Consider the following 22,178-nt stretch of genomic DNA (forward strand, 5'->3'; position numbering starts at 1 on the left):
ACAGTTTGGAGTTTGATCTTTTGGTGTAATGAATAAGGATCGTAACGCTGAAAAATAGAGATGGTATTGTTTGTATTCCTTCTGAAAATCTCGATGACCCACGTGCGGGGTGGCAAACTCCCTAAAATTTGTAGCTTGCGGCACGAATTTTAGGAGTTTGGCGTAAAAGCCTTTCTGAAACATCAAGACCATCATTTACGACAGTTTGGAGTTTGATCTTTTGGTGTAATGAATAAGGATCGTAACGCTGAAAAAATATAGATGGTATTATTTTGTAATCCTTCTGAAAACTTCGATGACCCACGTGCGGGGTGGCAAACTCCCTAAAATTTGTAGCTTTCGGAACAAATTTTAGGAGTTTGGCGTCAAGATTCTATTGAAAGATTTGGACCACCATTTACGACAGTTTGGAGTTTGATTTGTAATCAAGAGCAAAACGTAGTTCGTTGAAGTTGTATCGAAGTATCAAATCTCATAAATATCAATACCGTCTAATTATTATACAAAAAAGTGAAAAAAGCAAAAGGGTAATTGTATTTTTAACTTTAGTTTGAAAATCTTTTAGCATCATGTATCCACCGCCCTATCACCAATCCCAAGACATACAAAAAATGATCGCCCTTATTCGGGAGTATCCCTTAGGTATGCTCGTATCTGTCTTAGATGGCAAACCTCTGCTAACTCATATTCCTATTATCTACAATGAGACCACCGGTGCATTGATCGCACATATCGACAAAAACAATCCGCAGATTGAAACACTTAAGGAAGGTGCCGAGGTTACGGTTGTCTTTCGTGGTCCTGATGCTTATATATCGCCGAGTGTCTATACAACAGAACAATTACCCACTTGGAATTATATCATCGTCCATGTCACCGGCACGGTGCGTTTGATCAACGATCCTGAAGCCGCTAAGGAGACCATGATCGCAATGACTACATTTTTAGAAGGGGAAGAACAACGTTTTGTTTTACATCGAGATAATGAACGAATGGATCGTGCCGTAAATTACATTCAAGCCTTCGCAATGACCATTACTCATTGGGAGGGTAAATTTAAACTGTCTCAAGATAAGATAGAGGCCGATCAGTTGAATGCCAAGCATGCACTCATAAAAAAATCCGGCGAAAGTAAAGCCGGATTTATTAATAGTATCTATAGCTGAAGCTATTCTACGAGTTCATAACTCATTAATCGCTTTTCCCACATATGTTGCGGGTTGTTAACAGTTGACGATTTTCTAAAGATATAACCGATACCATCTGAATAGTAAATCTCATCGCGTCCTTGAGAAGAAGTTCCATCATCTAATATGGCATACACCTCATTATTCAAACAAGAAAATTGACCTGCCGGGACTTCTATCGAAAAGTTCTCAGGTTGTAATACACCGTAGACATTTCCCCATTCATTTTCACTTATTAAATAATCGCTTACACTTTCTCTAGAAAAATAGATTGCACCTATTTCATCCACGAGAAACCCAAGAGAGTCTCTCAATTTTCGATTGGTAACACCTTCGTCAGGACATAAGGGACAGTGGGTAGTATCTCCGGTTGTTGTGGTCGTAAAAACAAAATATGTTTCTGTATTTTCAGTTGTTGTTCCGGTAATCTCTACTTTTTCGGTGACATTTAGATTTTCAAAATCATCGGAGTCACCAATCCTGTAAAAATAATTATAGGTCCAAGTATTCCCAATCTTTAAAGCGTAGAAATTTTCCGAACCCGATTGGTCGTCTGTAGCATCATCATCCTTACAAGATGTAAACATACACAGTAGCACTACTAAAAAACACGAAATTCTCAACATATGTATTAAAATTAATGGTTAAGTAGAGCTTTATATAGGCGGTATGGTTAGTACTTTCTTAACGGAAGCAAGCAACAATTTATTATATATTTTATAAATATGTCTTTACTTCATTAAAATCCAACCCTCCGTAATTACCACTACTCATAAGGAGAAGCGCGGTATTTTCAAAATTCTGTGAATATAAATAGGTCTTGAAGTCGGCCGGGTTTGTAAACACAATAAGATCCTCCCTCCCAAAAGCCTCATCGATCTGTTCCCCTTTGATCTCCTCCAGCTTCTTGATCATCACGGCATGCGGAGAATAAAAGACCACGGCACTATCTGCCGCATCCAAAGCGCCTTGATATTCCTTTAAAAATTCCGGGTTCAAACTACTGTAGGTATGTAACTCCAAACACGCAATAAGTTTTCGATCGGGGTATTGATCTTTTACGGCCTGCGTAGTTGCCTTGACCTTACTGGGAGAATGCGCAAAGTCCTTATACGCTACTGCCGTCCCACTTTCGGTTATCTTTTCAAGACGCTTACTGGCTCCACTAAAGGTGGCGATCGCTTCATAAAAATCGTTGGCATCCACCCCCATAAGCTGACAGATCCATCGAGCACCTTCTAAATTGTTTAAATTATGCTTTCCAAAGATCTCTATAGGCATTGGTCCTTCGGGAGTTTCTAAGAGCGTTTGTCCGTTTTCAATGGTATACTCAGGCGTGCGATAGGGATACTTTTTTATAAGACTGGCGGTGCGTTCCACTACCTTTTTTACTTCAGGATCTTCTTCGTTGTAAATAATTGCGCCACCGGCTGTAATCTGTTCTAAGAAGACATCGAACTGTTCCACATAGTTCTCAAAGGTTGGAAAGACATTGATATGGTCCCACGCAATCCCACTGAGTAAGGCGATGTTGGGTTTGTACAAATGAAACTTTGGGCGCCGGTCGATAGGAGAGGATAGATACTCATCTCCTTCCAAAACAATAAAGTCATTAGCATCGGTAAGTTTTACCATAACGTCAAAGCCTTCCAACTGAGCGCCTACCATATAATCAACATCTTTATTATGATATTGAAGGACGTGAAGGATCATAGAAGTAATGGTTGTTTTACCATGAGAACCGCCTATAACAACACGCGTTTTGTTCTTTGACTGCGCATAGAGAAACTCAGGATAACTGTAGATCTTTATGCCCAATTCTTTGGCGCGAAGCAACTCGGGATTATCGCTTTTGGCATGCATTCCAAGGATAACGGCGTCAAGTTCCTTTGTGATTTTTTCCGGAAACCATCCATAGTCTTGAGGAAGAAGCCCTCGTTTTGCTAAGCGACTCTTGGAGGGTTCGAAGATCTCATCATCGCTTCCCGTTACTATGTCTCCTTTATCGTGCAAGGCCATTGCTAAATTATGCATGGCGCTCCCGCCTATGGCTATAAAATGTACGCGCATTCGCTCTGTTTTTATGCAAAGATAAATATTATAAGTCGCAATAGCGATTGCGGCAAGTAGCTTTTGCAACGCAAAACTACAGCCAAAAGCGCGCCCTTACTTTTAGTAAAAAGTAAGGGATTGCCCAAAAAATTACAGCGCTAAAATACGCTCTTTCTCCTTCTTGGCTTCTTCAAAATTGGGTCGCTCTGCCAACGCTTTGTCGATCCATTGCAAGGCTGTTGCTTTTTTTCCCAAATTCTTGTAAATCTGCGCCAATCGGTAATAGGCCCAATCTTTAGGGACACCGTCCTTGGCAGAATGGTTCTTGATATAGGCCTGCAAGCTATTAATGCCAAGCTCTGCATCGAGATTATACTGTGCCGCAATCTTACCTATTTGGTAATTCAACTGATTCCGCTTGTGGACCTTTAAGGAGCGGGAGGTGGTTTCTAAGGCCTCCTTTGGCTGGTTGTTCTTTTCGTAGTAGTTAGCGAGCTTCTCATAGGTATGTTCAGACCCACCCACTTCAATGGCCTTTTTATAAAAACGCTCTGCGTCTTTAGGACGATCGCTGTATTCGGCTATATAGCCATTGGCTAAGAAACCATCCACGGGCGAAATGCGGCCAAGCTCATTTGCGTATTTGATGGCCTTTCGTTCACTTCCTCCAATAATGCCGGGTAACTGAATGTAGAATTCCACCAGCGCCCAGCGTACTTCAATATGGTTGGGGTCCAACTTTGCCGCTTCCTCGAAGTGGTATTTGATATCACCAATATAGGTCACTGCCCGAATCCTGCTTATCTCCAAAGCCTTCATCCCCATAGCCCCACCGTACTTAAAATGGTAATTTGCACTCTTGTTGTCTGCATCCACCAAGACTTTATAGTACTCCATGGCCGTATCCCAATCTTTTTTGTACCCTGCGATATCCCCGAGATATTCTTGTGTTTTACGATGGTTTGGATGTTCTTTAAGATATCGCTCGAAAACAGGCTGTGCCTTGCTAAACTTTTCCTGCTTAAAATAGTTTTCGGCCTGTGCGTAGGTATCTTGGGCATGTACTGCCGGTGTAAGAAGACAACAAAGTAACAATAACGATATGAAATTTTTCATGGATTGTTTGGTAAGGAATTAATTATATATGGGAATTACTTCTCTTTAGGAGGAAATTTTTTAAGTGCTTTAGCGATCACCGTGTAATAATAGGCTTCTTTTTGTACAGGTGTCGCCCTTTCTTTGTAGGAACCATCCACAACCGCCTGCCACACGAGTTGGTCTGTTGCGGCGTCAATAAAATCAATAGTGAGTGTTTGATTTACCTCTTTGCCGCCAATAGGAATGCCACCGCTTACTCCCACGCCTACATTTCCGCCACCACCGCCTACGCCAATCCCAATCGAATTTCGGGAGTTGGAAAGATACTCCTTGGCAAAAAAATTGATCAGCAGCTGTGGATCTTCTGTCTTCTGAAAGGTTGGACGCTGTAATAGCACGCTATCGATAGCTTTCATAATCCGCCTATCGTCCAGCTCGTTTAGTCCTGAATCTATCGTTGGATAAAAATCGTAGGTTGTATAGGAAGTAAAATCTGCTTTCTTATCATAATCTATCGCCACTGTGGCACCACAGGACAGTAGTAATGGAACAAGAAAACAAAGAAATAGGTTTCTCATGGCGAATCTTTCGATAAAAGTACGCAAAAAACAAGCCAAGAGTTTTTAACAAAGGGTTAAAATTCTGCTGCTTTAGGCGTTAAGCATGGCCCACAACTTGTCCTTGAGTTCTGTTAAGCCCTGCTGTGCTACCGAAGAGATAAAAAGATACGGAATACCTTTAAAGGCTACATCCAGTTCGGTTTTCATCTCGGCCTTCAGTTCTTCATCCAACGTATCGCTTTTTGAAATAGCTACCAAACGTTGCTTGTCGAGTAATTCGGGATTGTAGCGCCGCAACTCATCCAAGAGGATCTCGTACTGTTCTTTGATGTCTTTCGCATCTGCCGGAATTAGAAAAAGCAAGGTAGAGTTGCGTTCAATGTGGCGCAGGAAGTAATGTCCCAAACCTTTTCCTTCGGCAGCGCCTTCAATAATACCGGGAATATCGGCCATGACAAATGTTTGAAAGTCACGATATTTTACAATACCTAGGTTTGGTTTGAGTGTGGTGAATTCGTAGTTGGCGATCTTAGGTTTTGCTGCCGTGACGACCGACAGCAAGGTAGATTTTCCTGCATTTGGAAATCCTACGAGTCCGACATCGGCCAAAACTTTCATTTCTAAGGTGATATCTACTTCTTCGCCTTCCAGCCCCGGTTGTGCATAGCGCGGCGTTTGGCGTGTCGCACTTTTAAAATGGTCATTACCCAGACCTCCTTTACCGCCTTTGGCAATAATGCGCTCCTCGCCGTCTTCGGTAAGTTCAAAAAGTATATCCTGCGTGGCGGTATCGCGAATCACGGTCCCTAAGGGCACATCCACATATACATCTTCCCCATCGGCTCCGGTACTCGTTTGCTTGCCTCCGGATTCGCCATGCCCCGCTCTAAAGTGACGCTTGAACTTTAAATGGTATAGGGTCCACAGATTCTTATCGGCGCGAATGATCACATGACCTCCTCGTCCACCGTCTCCACCATCGGGGCCTCCCTTGGGCAGATATTTCTCTCTACGCATGTGCGCACTGCCCTTTCCTCCTTTTCCGGAAGAAACGTGGATCTTTACGTAGTCTACAAAATTGCCTTCGGTCATATTTTTGGTACAATAAAAATGGTATGAATATAAAGTTCTAAGTTTTCAACTTTTACTTCTTACACTTTTTCGGTTTATAGCTTGTCAATTACCGCGCTTAAACGCTTGGTAATATCTTCAATACTACCCACACCGTCCACACCGTGGTATTTGTTTTGGTTTTGATAGTACTCTTTCAAAATATCGGTCTTGCGATAGTATTCTGCAATGCGTTCGCGAATCACGGCCTCATTGGCATCGTCTGCCCTTCCGCTTACCTTTCCTCTTTCTAGCAGGCGTCCCACCAAGATCTCGTCGTCAACCTCCAGAGCTACCATGGCGTTGATCTGTGAGTCCATTGCATCCATCAAATTTGATAATGCTTCAGCCTGCGCCGCAGTTCGCGGGAATCCGTCAAAGATAAAACCATTGGCTTGTGGATTCTTTTCTACTTCCGCCTTTAACATATCGATGGTGACCGTATCCGGCACCAAATGCCCCTTGTCCATATAAGATTTGGCCAACGTACCCAGCTCGGTGGCATTCTTAATATTGTATCGAAACACATCGCCCGTAGAAATATGTACGAGTTGGTATTTCTCCTTTAAAATTTCGGCTTGTGTTCCTTTTCCGGCACCCGGTGGGCCAAACAATACTATATTCTTCATATTTGATTTTGATCTTTCGTTTCCTTCTGAAAAGTTTATTTTTTGCATTTCTTCCGAAGGGTTCGGTTTCCTATTGAATAATGATGATAAAAATCGCCACATAATTAAAAGTGCAAAGATAACAATTGCAAAGAAGATTGTACCTTTGTGCAAAGAAACCTTTATGACAGACCTTTTTTCTTCAGACTTCACTTTAGGAATTCTTGGCGGCGGCCAATTGGGCAAAATGATGCTCTATGAAACACGCAAGTTCGATATTAAAACCCATGTCCTTGATCCCAGTGCGCAAGCCCCTTGCCGTATAGCCTGCGATCATTTTGAACAGGGCGATCTCATGGACTATGATACCGTGTACCGCTTCGGAAAAAAGACCGATGTACTCACTTTTGAGATCGAAAATGTGAATGTTGATGCCTTAGCTGCGTTGGAAAAAGAAGGAAAAAAAGTATTTCCCTCTTCTGAAACGCTCAAAAATATTCAGGACAAAGGGATTCAGAAGCAATTTTACAAAAGTCACAACATCCCCACTGCCCCTTTTGTGGTCTATGACAGCAAGAATCGTCTCAACGAAGCCATCGTTCGCAAGGAACTACATTTTCCATTCGTTTGGAAAAGCTGCACAGGTGGCTATGACGGAAAAGGCGTAAGTATCATTAGGAACGCTGAAGCTATTATTCCCTTGCCCGATACAGCGTGTATCGCTGAAAAATTAGTGCCGTTCAAGAACGAACTTGCCGTGATCGTGGCTCGCAATGTTTCCGGTGCGGTAACTACCTATCCTGTAGTCGAAATGGAATTCCATCCGGAAGCGAATCAGGTAGAGTATGTGATCTGTCCGGCCCGTATCGATGCCGCTGTAGCAGCCAAAGCAAGAGAGGTCGCTACCCGTGTTTCCGAAGCTTTCAAACATGTGGGATTGTTAGCCGTAGAATTGTTCCAAACTGAAGATGACGATATCTTGGTCAATGAGGTCGCGCCTCGACCTCACAACAGCGGACATCATACTATAGAATCCGGTTATACCAATCAGTTTGAACAGCATCTTCGCGCTATTTTGGACCTTCCGTTGGGGAGAACGGACAGTAAGGTTGGAGGCGTGATGGTGAATCTGGTAGGCGCAGAAGGCCATACCGGTGAGGTACACTACCAACATATTGATTCCATTTTGGCTATGGAAGGGGTAACACCGCATATCTATGGTAAAAAAGAAACGCGTCCGTTTCGAAAGATGGGTCATGTCACCATCGTTGATGAAGACCTTAATAAAGCGAGACAGATCGCAGAGGAAGTTAAGAAAACCATACAGGTAATTAGTAAATAATAGAGTTATGAAAAAAGTAGCTATTATCATGGGAAGTACCAGTGACTTGCCGGTCATGCAAGAAGCGATCGATATTCTTAAAGGATTCGATGTGGAAGTGGAGGTCGACATCGTTTCGGCACACCGCACTCCAGACAAACTCTTCGATTATGGTAAAAATGCCCATACTCGTGATATCGCCGTGATTATTGCAGGCGCAGGGGGCGCAGCCCATCTTCCGGGGATGATCGCATCCCTTTCACCATTACCTGTTATTGGTGTTCCGGTTAAATCGAGCAATTCCATAGATGGCTGGGACTCTATTTTGTCCATCCTTCAAATGCCGGGAGGGGTTCCGGTTGCGACAGTTGCCCTAAACGGCGCAAAGAATGCCGGTATACTTGCTGCACAGATCCTAGCAGCAGGTGATAGCTGTATGCTCGACAAGGTCCTTGCCTACAAAGAAGGTTTAAAGATAAAAGTAGAGGAAGGTGCAAAAAAGATAAACCCTTAAAGTTCCTTATTAGAAAGCCTATTTTTTAAAAATTAATTTAACGCATCCCATTTTACATGAATCCCCTGCTACACCCTTTCGATACAGCGCCTTTTTCAAAGATCAAGAATGAACATTTCCTTCCTGCCATTCAAGAGCTGATCAACAAAACCAAATCTGAGATTGACGCTATCGCAACAAGTACGCTTCCGCCTACTTTCAAGAATACGGTGGAAGCACTTGAGAATACAGGGTTACAGTTGGACAGGGTAACCAGTATTTTTTTTAATCTGAATAGCGCAGAAACCAACGACCACATTCAAAAGATCGCGCAAGAAGTGTCACCCCTTCTTTCTAACTTTAATAACGATCTCTTACTGAATAAACCTTTATTTGAGAGGGTGAAGGCCGTATATGAAGTGAAAGATTCGCTAGGGCTGAATACAGAACAACACATGCTTTTGGATAAACAGTACAAAAGTTTTTCCCGAAATGGCGCCAACCTTTCAGAAAAAGATAAAGAAACACTTCGAAAGATTGATGCCGATCTTTCGAAGCTGAAACTTACCTTTGGAGAGAACGTCTTGGCCGAGACCAATAAATTTCAACTGGTAATCACGAATGAAGAGGACCTTGCCGGACTGCCGGAAGGAGCTAAGGAGGCAGCAGCGCAAGAGGCTTCCGAAAAAGGTGTTGACGGCTGGATCTTTACATTGGATTACCCCAGTTATATTCCGTTCATGATGTATGCTGATAAGCGAGAACTTCGAAAAGAACTGGCTATTGCCTTTGGCGCCAAAGGTTTTCATCACGATGCCTTGGACAACCAAGAGAACGTGTTGCGTATTGTAAATTTACGTCATCGACGTGCACAACTTCTGGGATACAGGTCACATGCCCATTTTGTTTTGGAAGAACGTATGGCAGAGACACCCAAAAAGGTACACTCTTTCCTTATAGAACTGTTAGAAAAAGCGAAACCGGCCGCTTTAAAAGAGTTTCATGAATTGGAAGCATTTGCAAAAAAACGAGACGGAATTGAAAAATTACAAAAATGGGATGGCGCCTATTATGCCGAAAAACTGAAACAAGAACGCTTCGATCTCGACGATGAAAAGTTAAAGCCCTATTTTGAATTAAAGAATGTTATTACCGGCGTGTTTACTGTGGCAGAACGTTTATACGATCTACAATTTAATCCTGTAGCTGATATCGACACGTACCATCCGGACGTGAAGACCTATCGCGTTACAGACGCAGACAATGAGTTGGTTGCTATCTTCTACGCCGATTTCCATCCCAGACCGGGAAAACGAGGAGGCGCCTGGATGACTTCTTACAAATCGCAAGAAATACGTGATGGGGTAAACGAGCGACCCCATGTTTCGATCGTTTGTAATTTCACAAAACCTACTTCCACCAAGCCTTCCATTCTAACGTTCAACGAGGTAACAACCCTCTTTCATGAGTTTGGCCACGCGCTTCATGGCATGCTGGCAAACACTAAATATAGGGGATTGTCCGGTACGAGTGTATACTGGGATTTTGTAGAATTACCTAGTCAGATTCTAGAGAACTGGTGCTACGAAAAAGAAACGCTGGAGCTGTTCGCTACCCATTACGAAACCGGAGAAGTGATCCCAATGAAATACGTGGAAAAGATAAAAGAATCGGCTACGTTTCACGAAGGAATGCAGACGCTTCGTCAATTGAGCTTTGGCATGCTGGATATGGCTTGGCATGGCAGTGATCCTTCTCACATTAAAGATGTGAAAGCATTTGAAAAAGGTGCTTTCGCCCTTACAAAATTATATCCCGACGTTCCCGAGAATTGTATGAGCACCTCCTTTTCTCATATTTTTCAGGGTGGGTATGCTGCCGGATATTATAGTTATAAGTGGGCCGAAGTATTGGATGCCGATGCCTTCGCTTATTTTCAGCAAGAAGGAATTTTCAGCAAAACGATTGCAAATAAATTTAAAAAATTCATCCTTTCCCAAGGAGGCACGCAAGACCCCATGGATTTATATGTTAAATTCAGAGGACAAAAACCCGATCCTGAAGCCCTATTAAAGCGTGCCGGATTAATAGAACGTTAATAGTTTCAATTACTTACTGAAACTTTTCTATTTTTGGGAAAACAGTTGCCTACGATATGTCTTCAGTCGAATTAGATCCAAACCTATGGGTTGACCGTTATTCGGATTATCTCTATAATTACACTATAGTTCGTGTGAATGATCATGAAATGGCTCAAGATCTTATTTCTGAAACGTTTCTCGCCGGTCTAAAATCTAAAAAGAACTTTAAAGGGGAGGCCAGCGAACGCACGTGGCTCATCTCCATCTTAAAGCGAAAAATTATAGATCACTACCGTAAGTCCAATAGCCGAAAAGGCAAAGCAGAGGTACGCATGACCTATACCGACGAGGATGCGGAGGGCGATTGGCTTGAAGAACGCGTACAGGATCCTTCTTATAAGACTGCCGAAGACAGAATGGAGAACGAAGAGCTCGGGCTTGCCATCTTAAATTGTTTGGAAGGACTCAACGACAGGCAAGCGACCATCTTCAAGAGGAAGACTATGGACGGCTTCGACACAGAGGCAATTTGTAATGAATTTGAGATCACACCGTCTAACCTTTGGGTGATTATTCACAGAGCACGAACTGCCATGGCCGATTGCCTGCAAAAAAACTGGTTTTAGTAGTATGAAAATAAACATGAAATGTAACGAAGCTGCGCATATATGCGATAAAGCTCAATATAAAGAAGCAGGATTTTGGGAACGGATTTCAATGAAGGTACACCATATCTATTGTCGCATTTGCAGAGAACATTCCATAAGAAACACAAAACTCACCCAACTTTTTCAGCGGGCCAATCTTAAGACGCTCAGTGCTTCCGAAAAAGAAGCTATTCGACAACGCCTAAGAAAAGATTAGGGCGATTAGTAATAGTAGCAGATACCACAGGATAGGAATACTTTCTACCCAAAATGAAGCATAATAGGGGGATTGTTTTTTTTCAGAAAAAAGGATGGAAACAGCTATGAGTATACAAATAACCATAAGGGAAATGGCATAAGGCAAGAACATCTCTTCTTTAAAATATTCAATTAAAAAGGAGATTCCCAAAAGCACACTGCCCAAGGTCTTTGTTGCAAACACCCCCAATCGCTGCGGCAGGGTTCCCAGCGTTTTTTTATCAAACGGAAGATCTCGTATTTCAAAGGGAATCGTAAGTGCTATAACAATGATGATACGTTGTAGTGTACTAATCCCTATATTTTGATTGAACGTTTCTTCGGAAGCAATCACGGGTACGACCATGGTAACACCTGCCCAAACAATGGCAACGATAAAAATTTTAAGTCCGCTAAAATTCCGCAAATTTCTCTTCTTGACCAACGGAATGGCATAGAAGAGCGTAAGGATACCAAATACAGTAGAAACTGCCAGCACTTGAAACGACTGCTGAAATGCGAAATACAGTAAAAATACGAAGCATCCCAGCGAGAAGATCTGTATGGATTTTAATGAATCTGTGAGCCGACGATGATGTAATCCGGCGATAGCGGCATACTTTACAAAATTATAAGCGGTTATCGTTCCAAAAAAAACATAGCCCAACAATGAAGATTGCAGATTTAGGTTGAACTCAAACTGTGTGATCAATACAAGTGAGAGCACGGCCAAAGCCACGTGAATACTGCTTTGGACATAGAAATCGAGAACACGCTGAAGACCCTTCATACTACAAAAATAGACAAAGTGTTAGCAACCTGTCCTTACGGTTGAAAAGTTATGTGTGCGCAACGTTAAAATAGCCTTTTTTATCCGTTAAAATATGTAATTTTGCACCTTAAATTTAATAGCAACAAATGAATACAGATTCTTTTGCCCTTAGACATATTGGTCCTAGAAGAAGTGACCTCCCTGAAATGCTAAAAACCGTTGGTGCAGAAAGCCTCGAGCAACTTATTTTGGAAACCATTCCTAATGAGATATTGCTTCAAAAAGAGCTTACGCTTGATACTGCCATGAGTGAAAATGAGTATTTGGAGCACATTACCGAATTGGCGGCAAAGAATAAAGTATTCAAAACCTACATTGGATTAGGGTATCATCAATCCATTACCCCCCCCGTCATTCAAAGGAACATACTTGAAAATCCGGGTTGGTATACGGCGTACACGCCCTATCAGGCAGAGATCGCTCAGGGACGATTGGAAGCTTTACTAAACTTTCAAACCATGGTCACAGACCTTACAGGAATGGAACTCGCCAATGCATCCCTTTTGGACGAAGCTACTGCTGCAGCCGAAGCAATGACCTTGTTGTTTGCGGTACGTGAACGCGAGCAAAAGAAGAATAATGCCTCAAAGTTCTTTGTTTCAGAAGAGATTCTTCCGCAAACCCTGGATCTGTTGAAAACACGCGCAACGCCTATAGGTGTAGAACTTGTTGTGGGCAATCATGAAGACTTCGATTTTTCTTCAGAATTTTTCGGTGTCATCCTGCAATATCCGGGCAGAACCGGCCGTGTACATAATTTTAAAGACTTTATAGCAAAAGCTAAAGAAGCGCAGATTAAGGTTGCTGTTGCCGCAGATATCTTGAGTTTAGTGAAACTGGAATCTCCGGGGCATTTTGGAGCCGATGTAGTAGTAGGAACCACACAACGCTTTGGTATTCCATTGGGCTATGGAGGGCCTCATGCCGCTTATTTTGCTACAAAAGAAGAATACAAGCGCAGTATTCCGGGTCGTATTATTGGTGTGACCAAAGATACAGACGGCAACCGTGCGTTACGTATGGCCCTTCAAACAAGAGAACAACATATAAAACGCGATAAGGCTACGTCCAATATTTGTACTGCTCAAGTATTATTGGCAGTTATGGCCGGAATGTATGCTGTTTATCACGGACCAAAGGGATTGGAACACATTGCAAGTAAAGTTCACAATACTGCTGCAACGCTTGCCGATGCATTGGAGCGTTTAGGCTTCTATCAGGCCAACGACACCTATTTCGACACCATCGCTATTAAAACAGATGCCACTAAGATCGAATATCTTTCAGAAGGGAAAGAAGTGAACTTCTATTATCCGGATAACGAAACTGTCTCGATATCTGTGAATGAGACCACGACCCTTAAGGATCTAAATAGAATTATTCAGGTATTTGCTGAAGCGTTCAACAAAGAGACCCTTAAAGTAACCGAGTTGTTGACAGGGAATAAGATTCCGAAGGAAGTAAACCGAAAAACCCTCTTTCTTCAGAATGAGGTCTTCAACACGTATCACAGTGAAACCGAATTGATGCGCTACATAAAAAAACTAGAGCGAAAGGATCTATCACTGAACCATAGCATGATCTCTCTTGGCTCTTGTACCATGAAGCTTAATGCTGCCGCCGAAATGCTTCCGCTAAGTGACCCTCAGTGGGGAAACATGCATCCTTTTGTTCCGGTGGAACAAGCGGAAGGATACCAGCAAATGTTGAAGAAGTTAGAGAACCAACTTACCGAGATCACAGGGTTTGCCGGCACCTCGTTACAACCCAACTCAGGGGCTCAAGGCGAATATGCCGGACTCATGGTCATTCGTGCGTATCACGAATCTCGCGGGGAGGCACATCGCAATATTTGTTTGATCCCTTCTTCGGCGCATGGTACCAACCCCGCCAGTGCCGTTATGGCCGGCATGAAAGTAGTGGTGACGAAAGCCACTGAAGACGGGAATATTGATGTGGACGATCTGCGTGCCAAAGCCATTGAACACAAAGAGAATCTTTCATGTCTTATGGTTACGTACCCTTCAACTCACGGGGTGTACGAATCTGCCATTCGGGAGATCACCGGTCTTATCCATGAAAATGGCGGTCAAGTATATATGGACGGTGCAAATATGAATGCACAGGTGGCACTAACCAATCCGGGGGCTATTGGTGCTGATGTGTGCCATCTGAACTTACATAAGACCTTTGCCATTCCTCACGGAGGGGGTGGTCCGGGTGTGGGACCTATTTGTGTTGCGAAACAATTGGTACCGTTTTTACCTTCAAACCCGATAATAAAAACAGGAGGTTCGCATGCCATCACTGCAATCTCTGCGGCTCCCTGGGGCAGCTCACTTGCATGTTTGATCTCGTATGCATACATCTGTATGTTGGGCGAGAACGGTCTGAAAAAAGCGACACAATACGCCATCCTTAACGCCAACTATATCAAAGAGCGTCTTAAAGGACAATTTGATGTTCTCTATACAGGTGAAAAAGGAAGAGCGGCACATGAGATGATCGTGGATTGTCGTCCGTTCAAAGAAAAAGGAATTGAGGTGACCGACATTGCCAAACGATTAATGGATTACGGTTTTCATGCGCCAACAGTATCTTTCCCTGTGGCCGGGACTTTGATGATCGAACCCACAGAAAGTGAGAGCAAAGAAGAACTGGACCGTTTTTGTGATGCGATGATCTCCATTCGAAAAGAGATCGATGCCGTGGACAAAGACGAACCCAATAATATATTAAAGAATGCGCCGCACACCCTTACCATGGTAACGAGCGATCGCTGGGACTTTCCGTATTCAAGAAAAGAAGCGGCGTATCCGTTAGATCATATACTGGACAATAAGTTTTGGCCTACGGTACGGCGTGTGGATGATGCGTACGGAGATCGCAACCTTATTTGTACCTGTGATGCCATTGAAGCGTATATGGAGGCTTAAAAATATAGATTGATTTGAGATTCTTGAGCTATGCCTTTCCAAGCCGTCTTAGTTTTAATGATGGACATTTTCAACATTGAAAGAGGATTTATTTCAGTAAGTTTTACAAGGGAACCTAAGTTCTTTTCAGTAATTTAGTCAAAATTTAATAAGACATGGGTGTTATCATAAAAGGCACTGGGAGTTATATACCCGAAGGCATCGCCAGAAATGACGCCTTCGAGAATCATCGTTTCTTTAATGAAGACGGTACGCGTTTCGATTATGAGAATCATGTTATCATCGAAAAATTTAAGGCGATCACAGGTATCGCTGAACGGCGGTACATTAAAGATAGTCTGACCACCTCAGATATTGCTTCCTTTGCCGCAATTAAAGCGATCGAAGACGCCGGTATCGATAAAGAAGAGCTCGATTACATTATCGTGGCGCATAATTACGGAGATGTTAAACATGACTCTGTACAAAGTGACACGGTACCGAGCATTGCCAGCAGGGTAAAACACAATCTCAAGATCAAGAATTCTGCCTGTGTGGCCTACGACATGCTTTTTGGTTGCCCCGGTTGGGTGGAGTCTGTGATTCAAGCCAATGCTTACATTAAATCGGGTATCGCAAAAAAATGCCTTATTATTGGAGCCGAAGCACTATCCAGAGTTGTTGACCAGCACGATCGTGATTCTATGATCTACAGTGATGGGGCCGGTGCGGCCGTTGTTGTACATGAAGATGGAGGAAGCGGTATCCTTTCTCATAAAAGTGCCACTTTTACGTATGACGAAGCTCATTTTATTTATTTCGGGGAGTCGAACAATCAAGAATTGACGGACGCACGACGGTATATTAAGATGTACGGCCGGAAGATCTATGAGTTTGCCTTGAACAACGTTCCCTCGGCGATGAAGGACTGTTTGGACGATGCAGGAATAGATATTAAAGAACTTAAAAAGATCTTTATTCATCAGGCGAATGAAAAGATGGACGACGCCATTGTAAAACGCTTCTATAAAATGTATGGAGCAACTCCCCCGGCCGATGTGATGCCCATGACCATCGATAAACTGGGTAACTCCAGTGTGGCAACCGTTCCAACGCTGTATGATTTAGTACGTCGAAAAGAATTGGGAACACACCGTGTTTCAAAAGGTGATATTGTGATCTTCGCAAGTGTTGGGGCCGGTATGAACATCAATGCAATAGTCTACAGAGTCTAAGTATGTACGAAGGAAAATATCCTAAGAAAAGATATAAGCATACGTTGCGTTTTTTACAGGAAGTAATTCCACATTCTTCCAAGATATTGGATCTCGGTGTAGAAAATCCTTTTTCCAACATTATGAAAAAAGAAGGGTATCTAGTGACCAACACTCAAGGGGAGGATCTCGACACAAATACGTTAGCAGTTCAGAAAGACGATTATGATGTTGTTACAGCCTTTGAGATCTTTGAACACCTTGTTTCCCCATTTAATGTTATTAGTGATATAAAAGCTAAGAGATTGGTTGCATCGGTACCGCTCACCTTATGGTTCGCATCGGCATATAAAAGCAAAACCGATGAGCGGGATCGCCATTATCATGAATTTGAAGATTGGCAATTTGATTGGTTATTGGAAAAAGCCGGCTGGACCATAAAGAAACGGGAAAAATTCACCAATCCTGTGAAGAAGATAGGGATCCGCCCAATTCTACGTCGTTTTACGCCCCGCTATTATTTGGTATATGCGGAAAGAAAATAAGAACGTTATTCTTTAATTAATTTAAATGCATATGAACTTCCGTCTGCCTTTTCAATTTTTCCTAGATATTGTCCCGTAGATAAATAGGTGACATCATAGGTATTTTTGAAAAAATGATCAAAAGCTATAACTTTCTTACCATAACTATCGAAAATTTCTACACGTACTATGTTGTCAATTCCTTCAATGCTGAATGACGTTCTGGATGGATTAGGGTAAATACGAACGAGTTCATTCCTTTCTTCGATACTTTCAATTGATAAAATTTTTCCCAATTGCAGTATCCAAACACTTCCTTTTTCAAACCCACCTTCATCATCTGAGAAAGCACCGACCGCAAAAGCATTGTTGCCACCTGCTGTTCTCAACTTTGTAAGACTAAAAGCGAATGAATCTCCAACATTAATATCTCCATTGAAATTATGTAATCCTTCGGTGTATTGAACATAACTATCTACAGAACCTTCTTGGGTTATGTTTAAAACATAAAAAGCACCAAAATTAGGTCCTTCTTGATTGTCATAGCCCCTAGCTCCAACCACAATCTCAGTAAGACCATCTTCATTCAAGTCTCCTGTGAATGTTATAGATTTTCCGAAGAACATGTCATCATTGAATTCTGCTTCGAAACTTCCTTCAAGGTCACTTATTTTCCTATGATCCGCTACCGTGCCATCATTATTCATGAATAATATATATACAGCTCCTCGGTTAAGACCTCCATCGTCGTCTCTGTAAGCTCCAACCGCAAGATCGATTATACCGTCATTATTAAGATCGCCAATATTCGCAACAGCGCCTCCAAAATAATCTCCACCTTGTAAATCTCCTTGAAAATTTCCTTCTGTATCACTAATTTTTTGATAGTCAATCACCTTAAAATCGTTATCTAAAAATAAAATATACACAGCTCCCCTATCAGATCCTCCATCCGGATCCCGTCTTGCTGAAACTGCAATATCTTTAAATCCGTCTCCATTTAAATCTCCTAATAACTCGATGTCGGTACCAAAAACATCTTCATCACCCAGAGGAGCATCAAATTCTCCTTCAAGATCACTTATTTTTGAATATGAATGTACGGTCCCATCAGGATTCAATGACAATATCCAAACGGCTCCGTGCCACCAACCCCCATCTCCATCATATTCCGCTCCTACTCCAATTTCCACAAAACCATCATTATTCATATCTCCTAAATAGCCAATTGAGGTTCCAAAAATGTCCCAATCGTCTAGTACACCATCAAATCCTCCACTAGTATTACTAATTTTTTGAAAACTATCAACGTTAGCATGTGCATCTAAAAAAAGTATATACACTGCACCTCGATTAAATCCGCCATCATCGTCTTTTATAGCACCCACGGCTATGTCTTCAATACCATCACCATTAAGATCTCCTATAGCGGTGACTGAATAACCAAACCAATCTTCAAGATCAAGAGATGAATTAAATCCTCCCATGTCTTCCGCAATTTTATGGTAAACTGCAACATCATGAATTTGAGAATTGACGAATCCATATAAAAATAAAATTCCAATAAATAATACTTGTTTCATTATAGACCTTTGCTCTAATATACATATTTTTAACTTATGAAGCTATGTGTTATCATCCCGGTGTATAATGAAGAAGCACATCTTGCTCAAACGCTTCAGTCATTGGTGGATCAAACTATAATTCCAAATAAAATAGTGATTGTCAATGACAATTCCACCGACAATACACAACAAATAATAGACACCTTCTCGAAATTATATCCTTTTATCTCTAGTGTTTACAATACCTCTTCAGAAAACCATTCTCCGGGAAGTAAGGTGGTTCAGGCTTTTTATGAAGGATTAACGACACTAGATGAAGAATACGATCTCATTGGCAAATTTGATGGAGATATTGTTTTGCCTCGAAACTACTTTGAAAAAATGACGCGAATATTTTCTTCAGACAGTTCCATTGGGATCGCTTCTGGAAATCTCTATATTGAAACGAATGATGGCTGGAAGTTTGAGAACATATCCTCAAGAACGAAAACACGCGGTCCTATTAAGTTATATCGCACCTCTTGTTTTCATGCCATTGGCGGTCTAAAAGCTTCTATTGGCTGGGACACCGTAGACGAACTCTTGGCGAAATATCACGGCTGGACGGTACAAACCGACCCCTCCCTTCATGTAAAACACTTAAAACCCACAGGAGCGAACTACAGTGTCGACGCAGCAGCAAAGCAAGGCATTGCATTTTACAAAATGCGTTACGGTTGGGCCCTTACTCACATCGCTTCGGCCAAACTTGCCTGGAAAAAAAAGCGTTTCTCCTTTTATATAAATGCCATAAAAGGCTTCCGAAAAGCAAGACAACAAAAGATACCGTACATAGTTTCAGAAGCCGAAGGTGCCTTTATAAGAATGCTTCGATGGAAGAATATAAAAAGGAAGTTTTTTTAACAACATCTAACATCCTCTTAACATCCAGTCAATTCTTTCTGCGTAATTTTGAAGTCCTCAAGAAGAATACCATGAATCATTTTCTATCCCTACTTTGCATTTTTTTGTTAATGCTGAAAAGCATAGCCTCCTTTTCGCAGACAGTTAAGGGTACTTCTCAAGAAGTTAACACCACAACACCCAAGAATATCGTTCTTCTTATTGGAGACGGCATGGGTTTGAGTCAAATATCGGCCGGTTTCTTCTATGGCGATCAGCCCTCAAATTTTGAACGATTCCCGGTGGTCGGACTGCTGAAGACTTCTGCGTCCAGTGACCTTATTACCGATTCGGCCGCCAGTGGTACTGCGTATGCGAGCGGCATCAAAACGTACAATGGTGCCATAGGAATGACCAAAGATACCGTGGCCGTTAAAACCATTGTGGAGCTTGTTTCTGAAAGCGACATGAGTACCGGTTTGATCGCAACTTCCAGCATAACCCATGCCACACCGGCGAGTTTTTATGCGCATGTTGCTTCCCGTAGGTCTTACGAAGAAATAGCAACCTTCCTTCCGCACTCCGATGTCGATTTTTTTGCCGGCGGCGGACTTAAATTCTTTTCTGAAAGATCGGACGGGCGCGACCTTATTTCGGAATTAGAACAACAAGGTTTTGAGCTCAGTACCCAATCCCTTCCGAAGCAACCTTCAGAAAAAAAACAAGCAATCCTTCTGGCCGAAGATGCACTCCCTACGATGCTGGAGGGCCGTGGCAATTTTTTACCCGAAGCAACTCAACTTGCTTTAGACCATCTTTCTGAGAACACGAACGGATTCTTTTTAATGGTGGAAGGGTCACAGATCGATTGGGGCGGTCATGCAAATGATGCCGACTACCTTATCGCCGAACAGTTGGATTTCGATACGACCATTGGGGTCGTGCTAGCTTATATGATCGAGAACCCGGATACCTTGTTGATCGTCACTGCCGATCATGAGACGGGTGGTTTTACACTTGCGACAGATACCGGTGATTATAATAAGATTAAACCGTCCTTTTCAACTACCGGTCATTCTGCCTCCTTGATACCCATATTCGCAAAAGGACCCGGCGCAAACCTTTTTGGCGGTATCTATGAGAACACAGGTGTTTTTCATAAGATCATGGACTTATTGGAGAATAGGTAGTTTCCTCTTCTTAGATTTAACGCAACAGTCGGTTAATTTTGTTACTTTAGCAGAACTAACTTTTAATTATTTTACACTCCCAAAATCAATCCATTTGTGCATGACCCACTTGATGATACTACCTATTATTCATTTCAAAAGCAAAGGTGCCAATGAAACAGCTTAAAGACATCGGCTCCTACTTTTTAATGCTCAAACGGGTATTTAGCAGTTTTACGAAGGGATCTGTATTGCGTGAACTTATCTTTAAAGAAATAGATGACCTGATTATAGGCTCTATGGGTATAGTAGCGTTTATTTCCTTTTTTGTAGGAGGGGTCATTGCCATTCAAACGGCTTTGAATCTGGATAATCCCTTGATCCCGAAATCGCTTATTGGGTTTGCCACACGGCAGTCGGTAGTTCTAGAGTTTGCACCTACTTTTATTTCGATCATCATGGCGGGTAAGGTAGGCTCATTCATCACCTCAAGTATTGGCTCGATGCGTGTTACCGAACAGATCGACGCCTTAGAGGTCATGGGTATCAATTCTTTAAACTATTTGGTATTTCCAAAGATCGTTGCCCTCATGTTGTATCCGTTTGTCATTGCGATCGCCATGTTTTTGGGCATGATGGGCGGTTATGTCGCGGGTGTATACGGCGGATTTACTTCTTCCCCCGAATTTGTGGCCGGATTACAGGACTCATTCGATCCTTTTCATCTTACTTACGCCTTTGTAAAAACTTTTGTGTTTGCGTTTATCCTTGCAACAGTACCTTCCTGGCAGGGTTACTATATGAAAGGAGGTGCTTTAGAGGTAGGAAAAGCAAGTACCAACTCGTTTGTTTGGACCAGTGTCTTGATCATACTATCAAATTATATAGTGACCCAATTACTCCTAAGCTAATGATAAAAGTTGAAAATGTACATAAGCGATTTGGTGAAGAAGAAATCCTTAAGGGTATTTCAACGGTCTTCCATAAGGGAAAGACCAATCTAATTATTGGTCAGAGTGGTAGCGGTAAAACCGTTATGCTTAAGTGCTTACTGGGTCTTTTTAAACCGGAAGAAGGCTTAATTTATTATGAAGATAAGGCAATACAACACATGGATGACGAGGAGCAGCGAGCGCTCCGGGAAGAGATCGGGATGCTCTTTCAAGGCGGGGCTCTGTTCGATTCGATGACCATAGAAGAGAATGTGATGTTTCCGATTCGAATGTTTACCAAACAGAAGAAGAGCGACATGCTGCATCGTGTCAATGAGGTCTTAGCCCGTGTTAACCTCGAAAATGTAAATAACAAATACCCTGCAGAGATCTCCGGGGGCATGCAAAAACGGGTATCGATCGCCCGGGCGATCGTGAATAAACCCAAATACCTTTTTTGTGACGAACCCAATTCAGGTCTGGACCCTAAAACGGCAACAGTTATTGATAATTTGATACAAGAAATCACGCATGAATATAACATAACCACAGTGGTGGTCTCTCACGATATGAATTCGGTCATGGAGATTGGTGAAAACATTGTCTTGCTGAAAAACGGCCAATTGGTCTGGCAGGGTACCAATGAAGATATCTTTAAAACCGACAATGAAGATGTTACAGATTTTGTATATTCTTCAGACTTATTCCGAAAAATACGAGAAATTCAGAATAAAGAGAATTAATTTTTAGT

Annotated in this window: 20 protein-coding genes and 1 pseudogene; 12 read left to right on the forward strand and 9 right to left on the reverse strand. The window is 42.2% G+C overall.

Features of this window, described 5'->3' with window-relative positions; translation table 11 throughout:
• On the reverse strand, nt 1–195 hold a 195-nt coding region (locus AACZ11_RS10690; protein ID WP_339832420.1), incomplete at its 3' end, for a hypothetical protein.
• 374 nt (nt 196–569) lie between these two features.
• Here AACZ11_RS10690 and AACZ11_RS10695 point away from each other — a divergent pair.
• Nucleotides 570–1,166 carry an FMN-binding negative transcriptional regulator gene (locus AACZ11_RS10695; RefSeq protein ID WP_290627895.1) on the forward strand — a complete coding sequence of 199 codons (597 nt, stop codon included), beginning with the start codon at nt 570–572 and terminating at the stop codon, nt 1,164–1,166.
• A gap of 2 nt (nt 1,167–1,168) precedes the next feature.
• Here the strand turns inward: AACZ11_RS10695 and AACZ11_RS10700 are convergent, their stop codons facing one another.
• The 6 genes and pseudogenes from AACZ11_RS10700 to AACZ11_RS10725 all read right to left on the reverse strand — a co-directional run.
• Nucleotides 1,169–1,774, reverse strand: a complete 606-nt coding sequence (locus AACZ11_RS10700; protein WP_290627893.1) for a hypothetical protein — start codon at nt 1,772–1,774, stop codon at nt 1,169–1,171.
• A gap of 130 nt (nt 1,775–1,904) precedes the next feature.
• Nucleotides 1,905–3,257, reverse strand: coding sequence for a Mur ligase family protein (locus AACZ11_RS10705; protein WP_290627891.1), 1,353 nt, complete (start codon nt 3,255–3,257; stop codon nt 1,905–1,907).
• A gap of 132 nt (nt 3,258–3,389) precedes the next feature.
• Nucleotides 3,390–4,355 (reverse strand): tetratricopeptide repeat protein, encoded by a 966-nt coding sequence (locus AACZ11_RS10710; RefSeq protein ID WP_290627889.1) that lies wholly within the window; start codon nt 4,353–4,355, stop codon nt 3,390–3,392.
• A gap of 35 nt (nt 4,356–4,390) precedes the next feature.
• On the reverse strand, nt 4,391–4,915 hold the full coding sequence (locus tag AACZ11_RS10715) for a DUF4136 domain-containing protein (protein WP_290627887.1): 525 nt from the start codon (nt 4,913–4,915) through the stop codon (nt 4,391–4,393).
• A 72-nt stretch (nt 4,916–4,987) separates the two neighbouring features.
• On the reverse strand, nt 4,988–5,989 hold the full coding sequence (obgE, locus tag AACZ11_RS10720; protein WP_290627886.1) for a GTPase ObgE: 1,002 nt from the start codon (nt 5,987–5,989) through the stop codon (nt 4,988–4,990).
• A gap of 74 nt (nt 5,990–6,063) precedes the next feature.
• Nucleotides 6,064–6,639: pseudogene (locus AACZ11_RS10725) on the reverse strand (adenylate kinase); the annotation flags it as partial.
• 160 nt (nt 6,640–6,799) lie between these two features.
• Here AACZ11_RS10725 and purK point away from each other — a divergent pair.
• From purK to AACZ11_RS10745, 4 genes are read left to right on the forward strand one after another with little or no spacing between them, the layout of a single operon-like run.
• Nucleotides 6,800–7,957, forward strand: a complete 1,158-nt coding sequence (purK, locus tag AACZ11_RS10730; RefSeq protein WP_290627885.1) for a 5-(carboxyamino)imidazole ribonucleotide synthase — start codon at nt 6,800–6,802, stop codon at nt 7,955–7,957.
• A gap of 7 nt (nt 7,958–7,964) precedes the next feature.
• Complete coding sequence (gene purE, locus AACZ11_RS10735; RefSeq protein ID WP_290627884.1) at nt 7,965–8,450, forward strand: 5-(carboxyamino)imidazole ribonucleotide mutase; 486 nt, start codon at nt 7,965–7,967, stop codon at nt 8,448–8,450.
• Nucleotides 8,451–8,506: 56 nt separating this feature from the next.
• The gene (locus tag AACZ11_RS10740; RefSeq protein ID WP_290627883.1) at nt 8,507–10,528 is read left to right on the forward strand and encodes a M3 family metallopeptidase; all 2,022 of its coding nucleotides are present in this window, start codon (nt 8,507–8,509) and stop codon (nt 10,526–10,528) included.
• A gap of 56 nt (nt 10,529–10,584) precedes the next feature.
• Nucleotides 10,585–11,136 carry a sigma-70 family RNA polymerase sigma factor gene (locus tag AACZ11_RS10745; protein WP_290627882.1) on the forward strand — a complete coding sequence of 184 codons (552 nt, stop codon included), beginning with the start codon at nt 10,585–10,587 and terminating at the stop codon, nt 11,134–11,136.
• Between the two features lie 223 nt (nt 11,137–11,359).
• Here the strand turns inward: AACZ11_RS10745 and AACZ11_RS10750 are convergent, their stop codons facing one another.
• Entirely contained in the window at nt 11,360–12,184 is an 825-nt protein-coding gene (locus tag AACZ11_RS10750) for a hypothetical protein (protein ID WP_290627881.1), read from the reverse strand.
• Between the two features lie 128 nt (nt 12,185–12,312).
• On the opposite strand from AACZ11_RS10750, the gene gcvP reads away from it, so the two are divergent.
• The 3 genes from gcvP to AACZ11_RS10765 all read left to right on the forward strand — a co-directional run bounded on the left by gcvP (nt 12,313) and on the right by AACZ11_RS10765 (nt 16,900).
• Nucleotides 12,313–15,162 (forward strand): aminomethyl-transferring glycine dehydrogenase, encoded by a 2,850-nt coding sequence (gcvP, locus tag AACZ11_RS10755; RefSeq protein WP_339832427.1) that lies wholly within the window; start codon nt 12,313–12,315, stop codon nt 15,160–15,162.
• 155 nt (nt 15,163–15,317) lie between these two features.
• A complete protein-coding gene (locus AACZ11_RS10760; protein WP_290624890.1) occupies nt 15,318–16,376 on the forward strand; it encodes a ketoacyl-ACP synthase III in 1,059 nt (352 codons plus the stop codon).
• 2 nt (nt 16,377–16,378) lie between these two features.
• On the forward strand, nt 16,379–16,900 hold the full coding sequence (locus AACZ11_RS10765; RefSeq protein WP_290624891.1) for a methyltransferase: 522 nt from the start codon (nt 16,379–16,381) through the stop codon (nt 16,898–16,900).
• Nucleotides 16,901–16,905: 5 nt separating this feature from the next.
• Here the strand turns inward: AACZ11_RS10765 and AACZ11_RS10770 are convergent, their stop codons facing one another.
• A complete protein-coding gene (locus AACZ11_RS10770) occupies nt 16,906–18,462 on the reverse strand; it encodes a T9SS type A sorting domain-containing protein (protein WP_290624892.1) in 1,557 nt (518 codons plus the stop codon).
• A gap of 36 nt (nt 18,463–18,498) precedes the next feature.
• Between AACZ11_RS10770 and AACZ11_RS10775 the strand changes: the two genes are divergently transcribed.
• The 4 genes from AACZ11_RS10775 (at nt 18,499) to AACZ11_RS10790 (ending at nt 22,170) form a co-directional block, all read left to right on the forward strand.
• The gene (locus tag AACZ11_RS10775) at nt 18,499–19,347 is read left to right on the forward strand and encodes a glycosyltransferase family A protein (protein ID WP_290624893.1); all 849 of its coding nucleotides are present in this window, start codon (nt 18,499–18,501) and stop codon (nt 19,345–19,347) included.
• A 110-nt stretch (nt 19,348–19,457) separates the two neighbouring features.
• Nucleotides 19,458–20,516, forward strand: coding sequence for an alkaline phosphatase (locus AACZ11_RS10780; RefSeq protein WP_290624894.1), 1,059 nt, complete (start codon nt 19,458–19,460; stop codon nt 20,514–20,516).
• 152 nt (nt 20,517–20,668) lie between these two features.
• On the forward strand, nt 20,669–21,406 hold the full coding sequence (locus AACZ11_RS10785; protein ID WP_290624895.1) for an ABC transporter permease: 738 nt from the start codon (nt 20,669–20,671) through the stop codon (nt 21,404–21,406).
• Nucleotides 21,406–22,170 (forward strand): ATP-binding cassette domain-containing protein, encoded by a 765-nt coding sequence (locus AACZ11_RS10790; protein WP_290624896.1) that lies wholly within the window; start codon nt 21,406–21,408, stop codon nt 22,168–22,170. Before AACZ11_RS10785 ends, AACZ11_RS10790 begins: the two co-directional genes overlap by 1 nt.
• Nucleotides 22,171–22,178 lie beyond the last annotated feature (8 nt).

It is taken from the genome of uncultured Altibacter sp., assembly GCF_963972995.1.
GTDB lineage: Bacteria > Bacteroidota > Bacteroidia > Flavobacteriales > Flavobacteriaceae > Altibacter.

What these genes read in the sequence shown, in the direction of transcription:
- obgE (WP_290627886.1), bottom strand. Translation starts at nt 5,989, where the DNA reads ATGACCGAAGGCAATTTTGTAGACTACGTAAAGATCCACGTTTCTTCC.
- AACZ11_RS10770 (WP_290624892.1), bottom strand. Translation starts at nt 18,462, where the DNA reads ATGAAACAAGTATTATTTATTGGAATTTTATTTTTATATGGATTCGTC.
- AACZ11_RS10740 (WP_290627883.1), top strand. Translation starts at nt 8,507, where the DNA reads ATGAATCCCCTGCTACACCCTTTCGATACAGCGCCTTTTTCAAAGATC.
- AACZ11_RS10695 (WP_290627895.1), top strand. Translation starts at nt 570, where the DNA reads ATGTATCCACCGCCCTATCACCAATCCCAAGACATACAAAAAATGATC.
- AACZ11_RS10780 (WP_290624894.1), top strand. Translation starts at nt 19,458, where the DNA reads ATGCTGAAAAGCATAGCCTCCTTTTCGCAGACAGTTAAGGGTACTTCT.
- purE (WP_290627884.1), top strand. Translation starts at nt 7,965, where the DNA reads ATGAAAAAAGTAGCTATTATCATGGGAAGTACCAGTGACTTGCCGGTC.
- AACZ11_RS10775 (WP_290624893.1), top strand. Translation starts at nt 18,499, where the DNA reads ATGAAGCTATGTGTTATCATCCCGGTGTATAATGAAGAAGCACATCTT.
- AACZ11_RS10745 (WP_290627882.1), top strand. Translation starts at nt 10,585, where the DNA reads ATGTCTTCAGTCGAATTAGATCCAAACCTATGGGTTGACCGTTATTCG.
- AACZ11_RS10705 (WP_290627891.1), bottom strand. Translation starts at nt 3,257, where the DNA reads ATGCGCGTACATTTTATAGCCATAGGCGGGAGCGCCATGCATAATTTA.
- AACZ11_RS10750 (WP_290627881.1), bottom strand. Translation starts at nt 12,184, where the DNA reads ATGAAGGGTCTTCAGCGTGTTCTCGATTTCTATGTCCAAAGCAGTATT.
- AACZ11_RS10700 (WP_290627893.1), bottom strand. Translation starts at nt 1,774, where the DNA reads ATGTTTACATCTTGTAAGGATGATGATGCTACAGACGACCAATCGGGT.
- gcvP (WP_339832427.1), top strand. Translation starts at nt 12,313, where the DNA reads ATGAATACAGATTCTTTTGCCCTTAGACATATTGGTCCTAGAAGAAGT.
- AACZ11_RS10715 (WP_290627887.1), bottom strand. Translation starts at nt 4,915, where the DNA reads ATGAGAAACCTATTTCTTTGTTTTCTTGTTCCATTACTACTGTCCTGT.
- AACZ11_RS10710 (WP_290627889.1), bottom strand. Translation starts at nt 4,355, where the DNA reads ATGAAAAATTTCATATCGTTATTGTTACTTTGTTGTCTTCTTACACCG.
- AACZ11_RS10785 (WP_290624895.1), top strand. Translation starts at nt 20,669, where the DNA reads ATGAAACAGCTTAAAGACATCGGCTCCTACTTTTTAATGCTCAAACGG.
- AACZ11_RS10790 (WP_290624896.1), top strand. Translation starts at nt 21,406, where the DNA reads ATGATAAAAGTTGAAAATGTACATAAGCGATTTGGTGAAGAAGAAATC.
- AACZ11_RS10765 (WP_290624891.1), top strand. Translation starts at nt 16,379, where the DNA reads ATGTACGAAGGAAAATATCCTAAGAAAAGATATAAGCATACGTTGCGT.
- purK (WP_290627885.1), top strand. Translation starts at nt 6,800, where the DNA reads ATGACAGACCTTTTTTCTTCAGACTTCACTTTAGGAATTCTTGGCGGC.
- AACZ11_RS10760 (WP_290624890.1), top strand. Translation starts at nt 15,318, where the DNA reads ATGGGTGTTATCATAAAAGGCACTGGGAGTTATATACCCGAAGGCATC.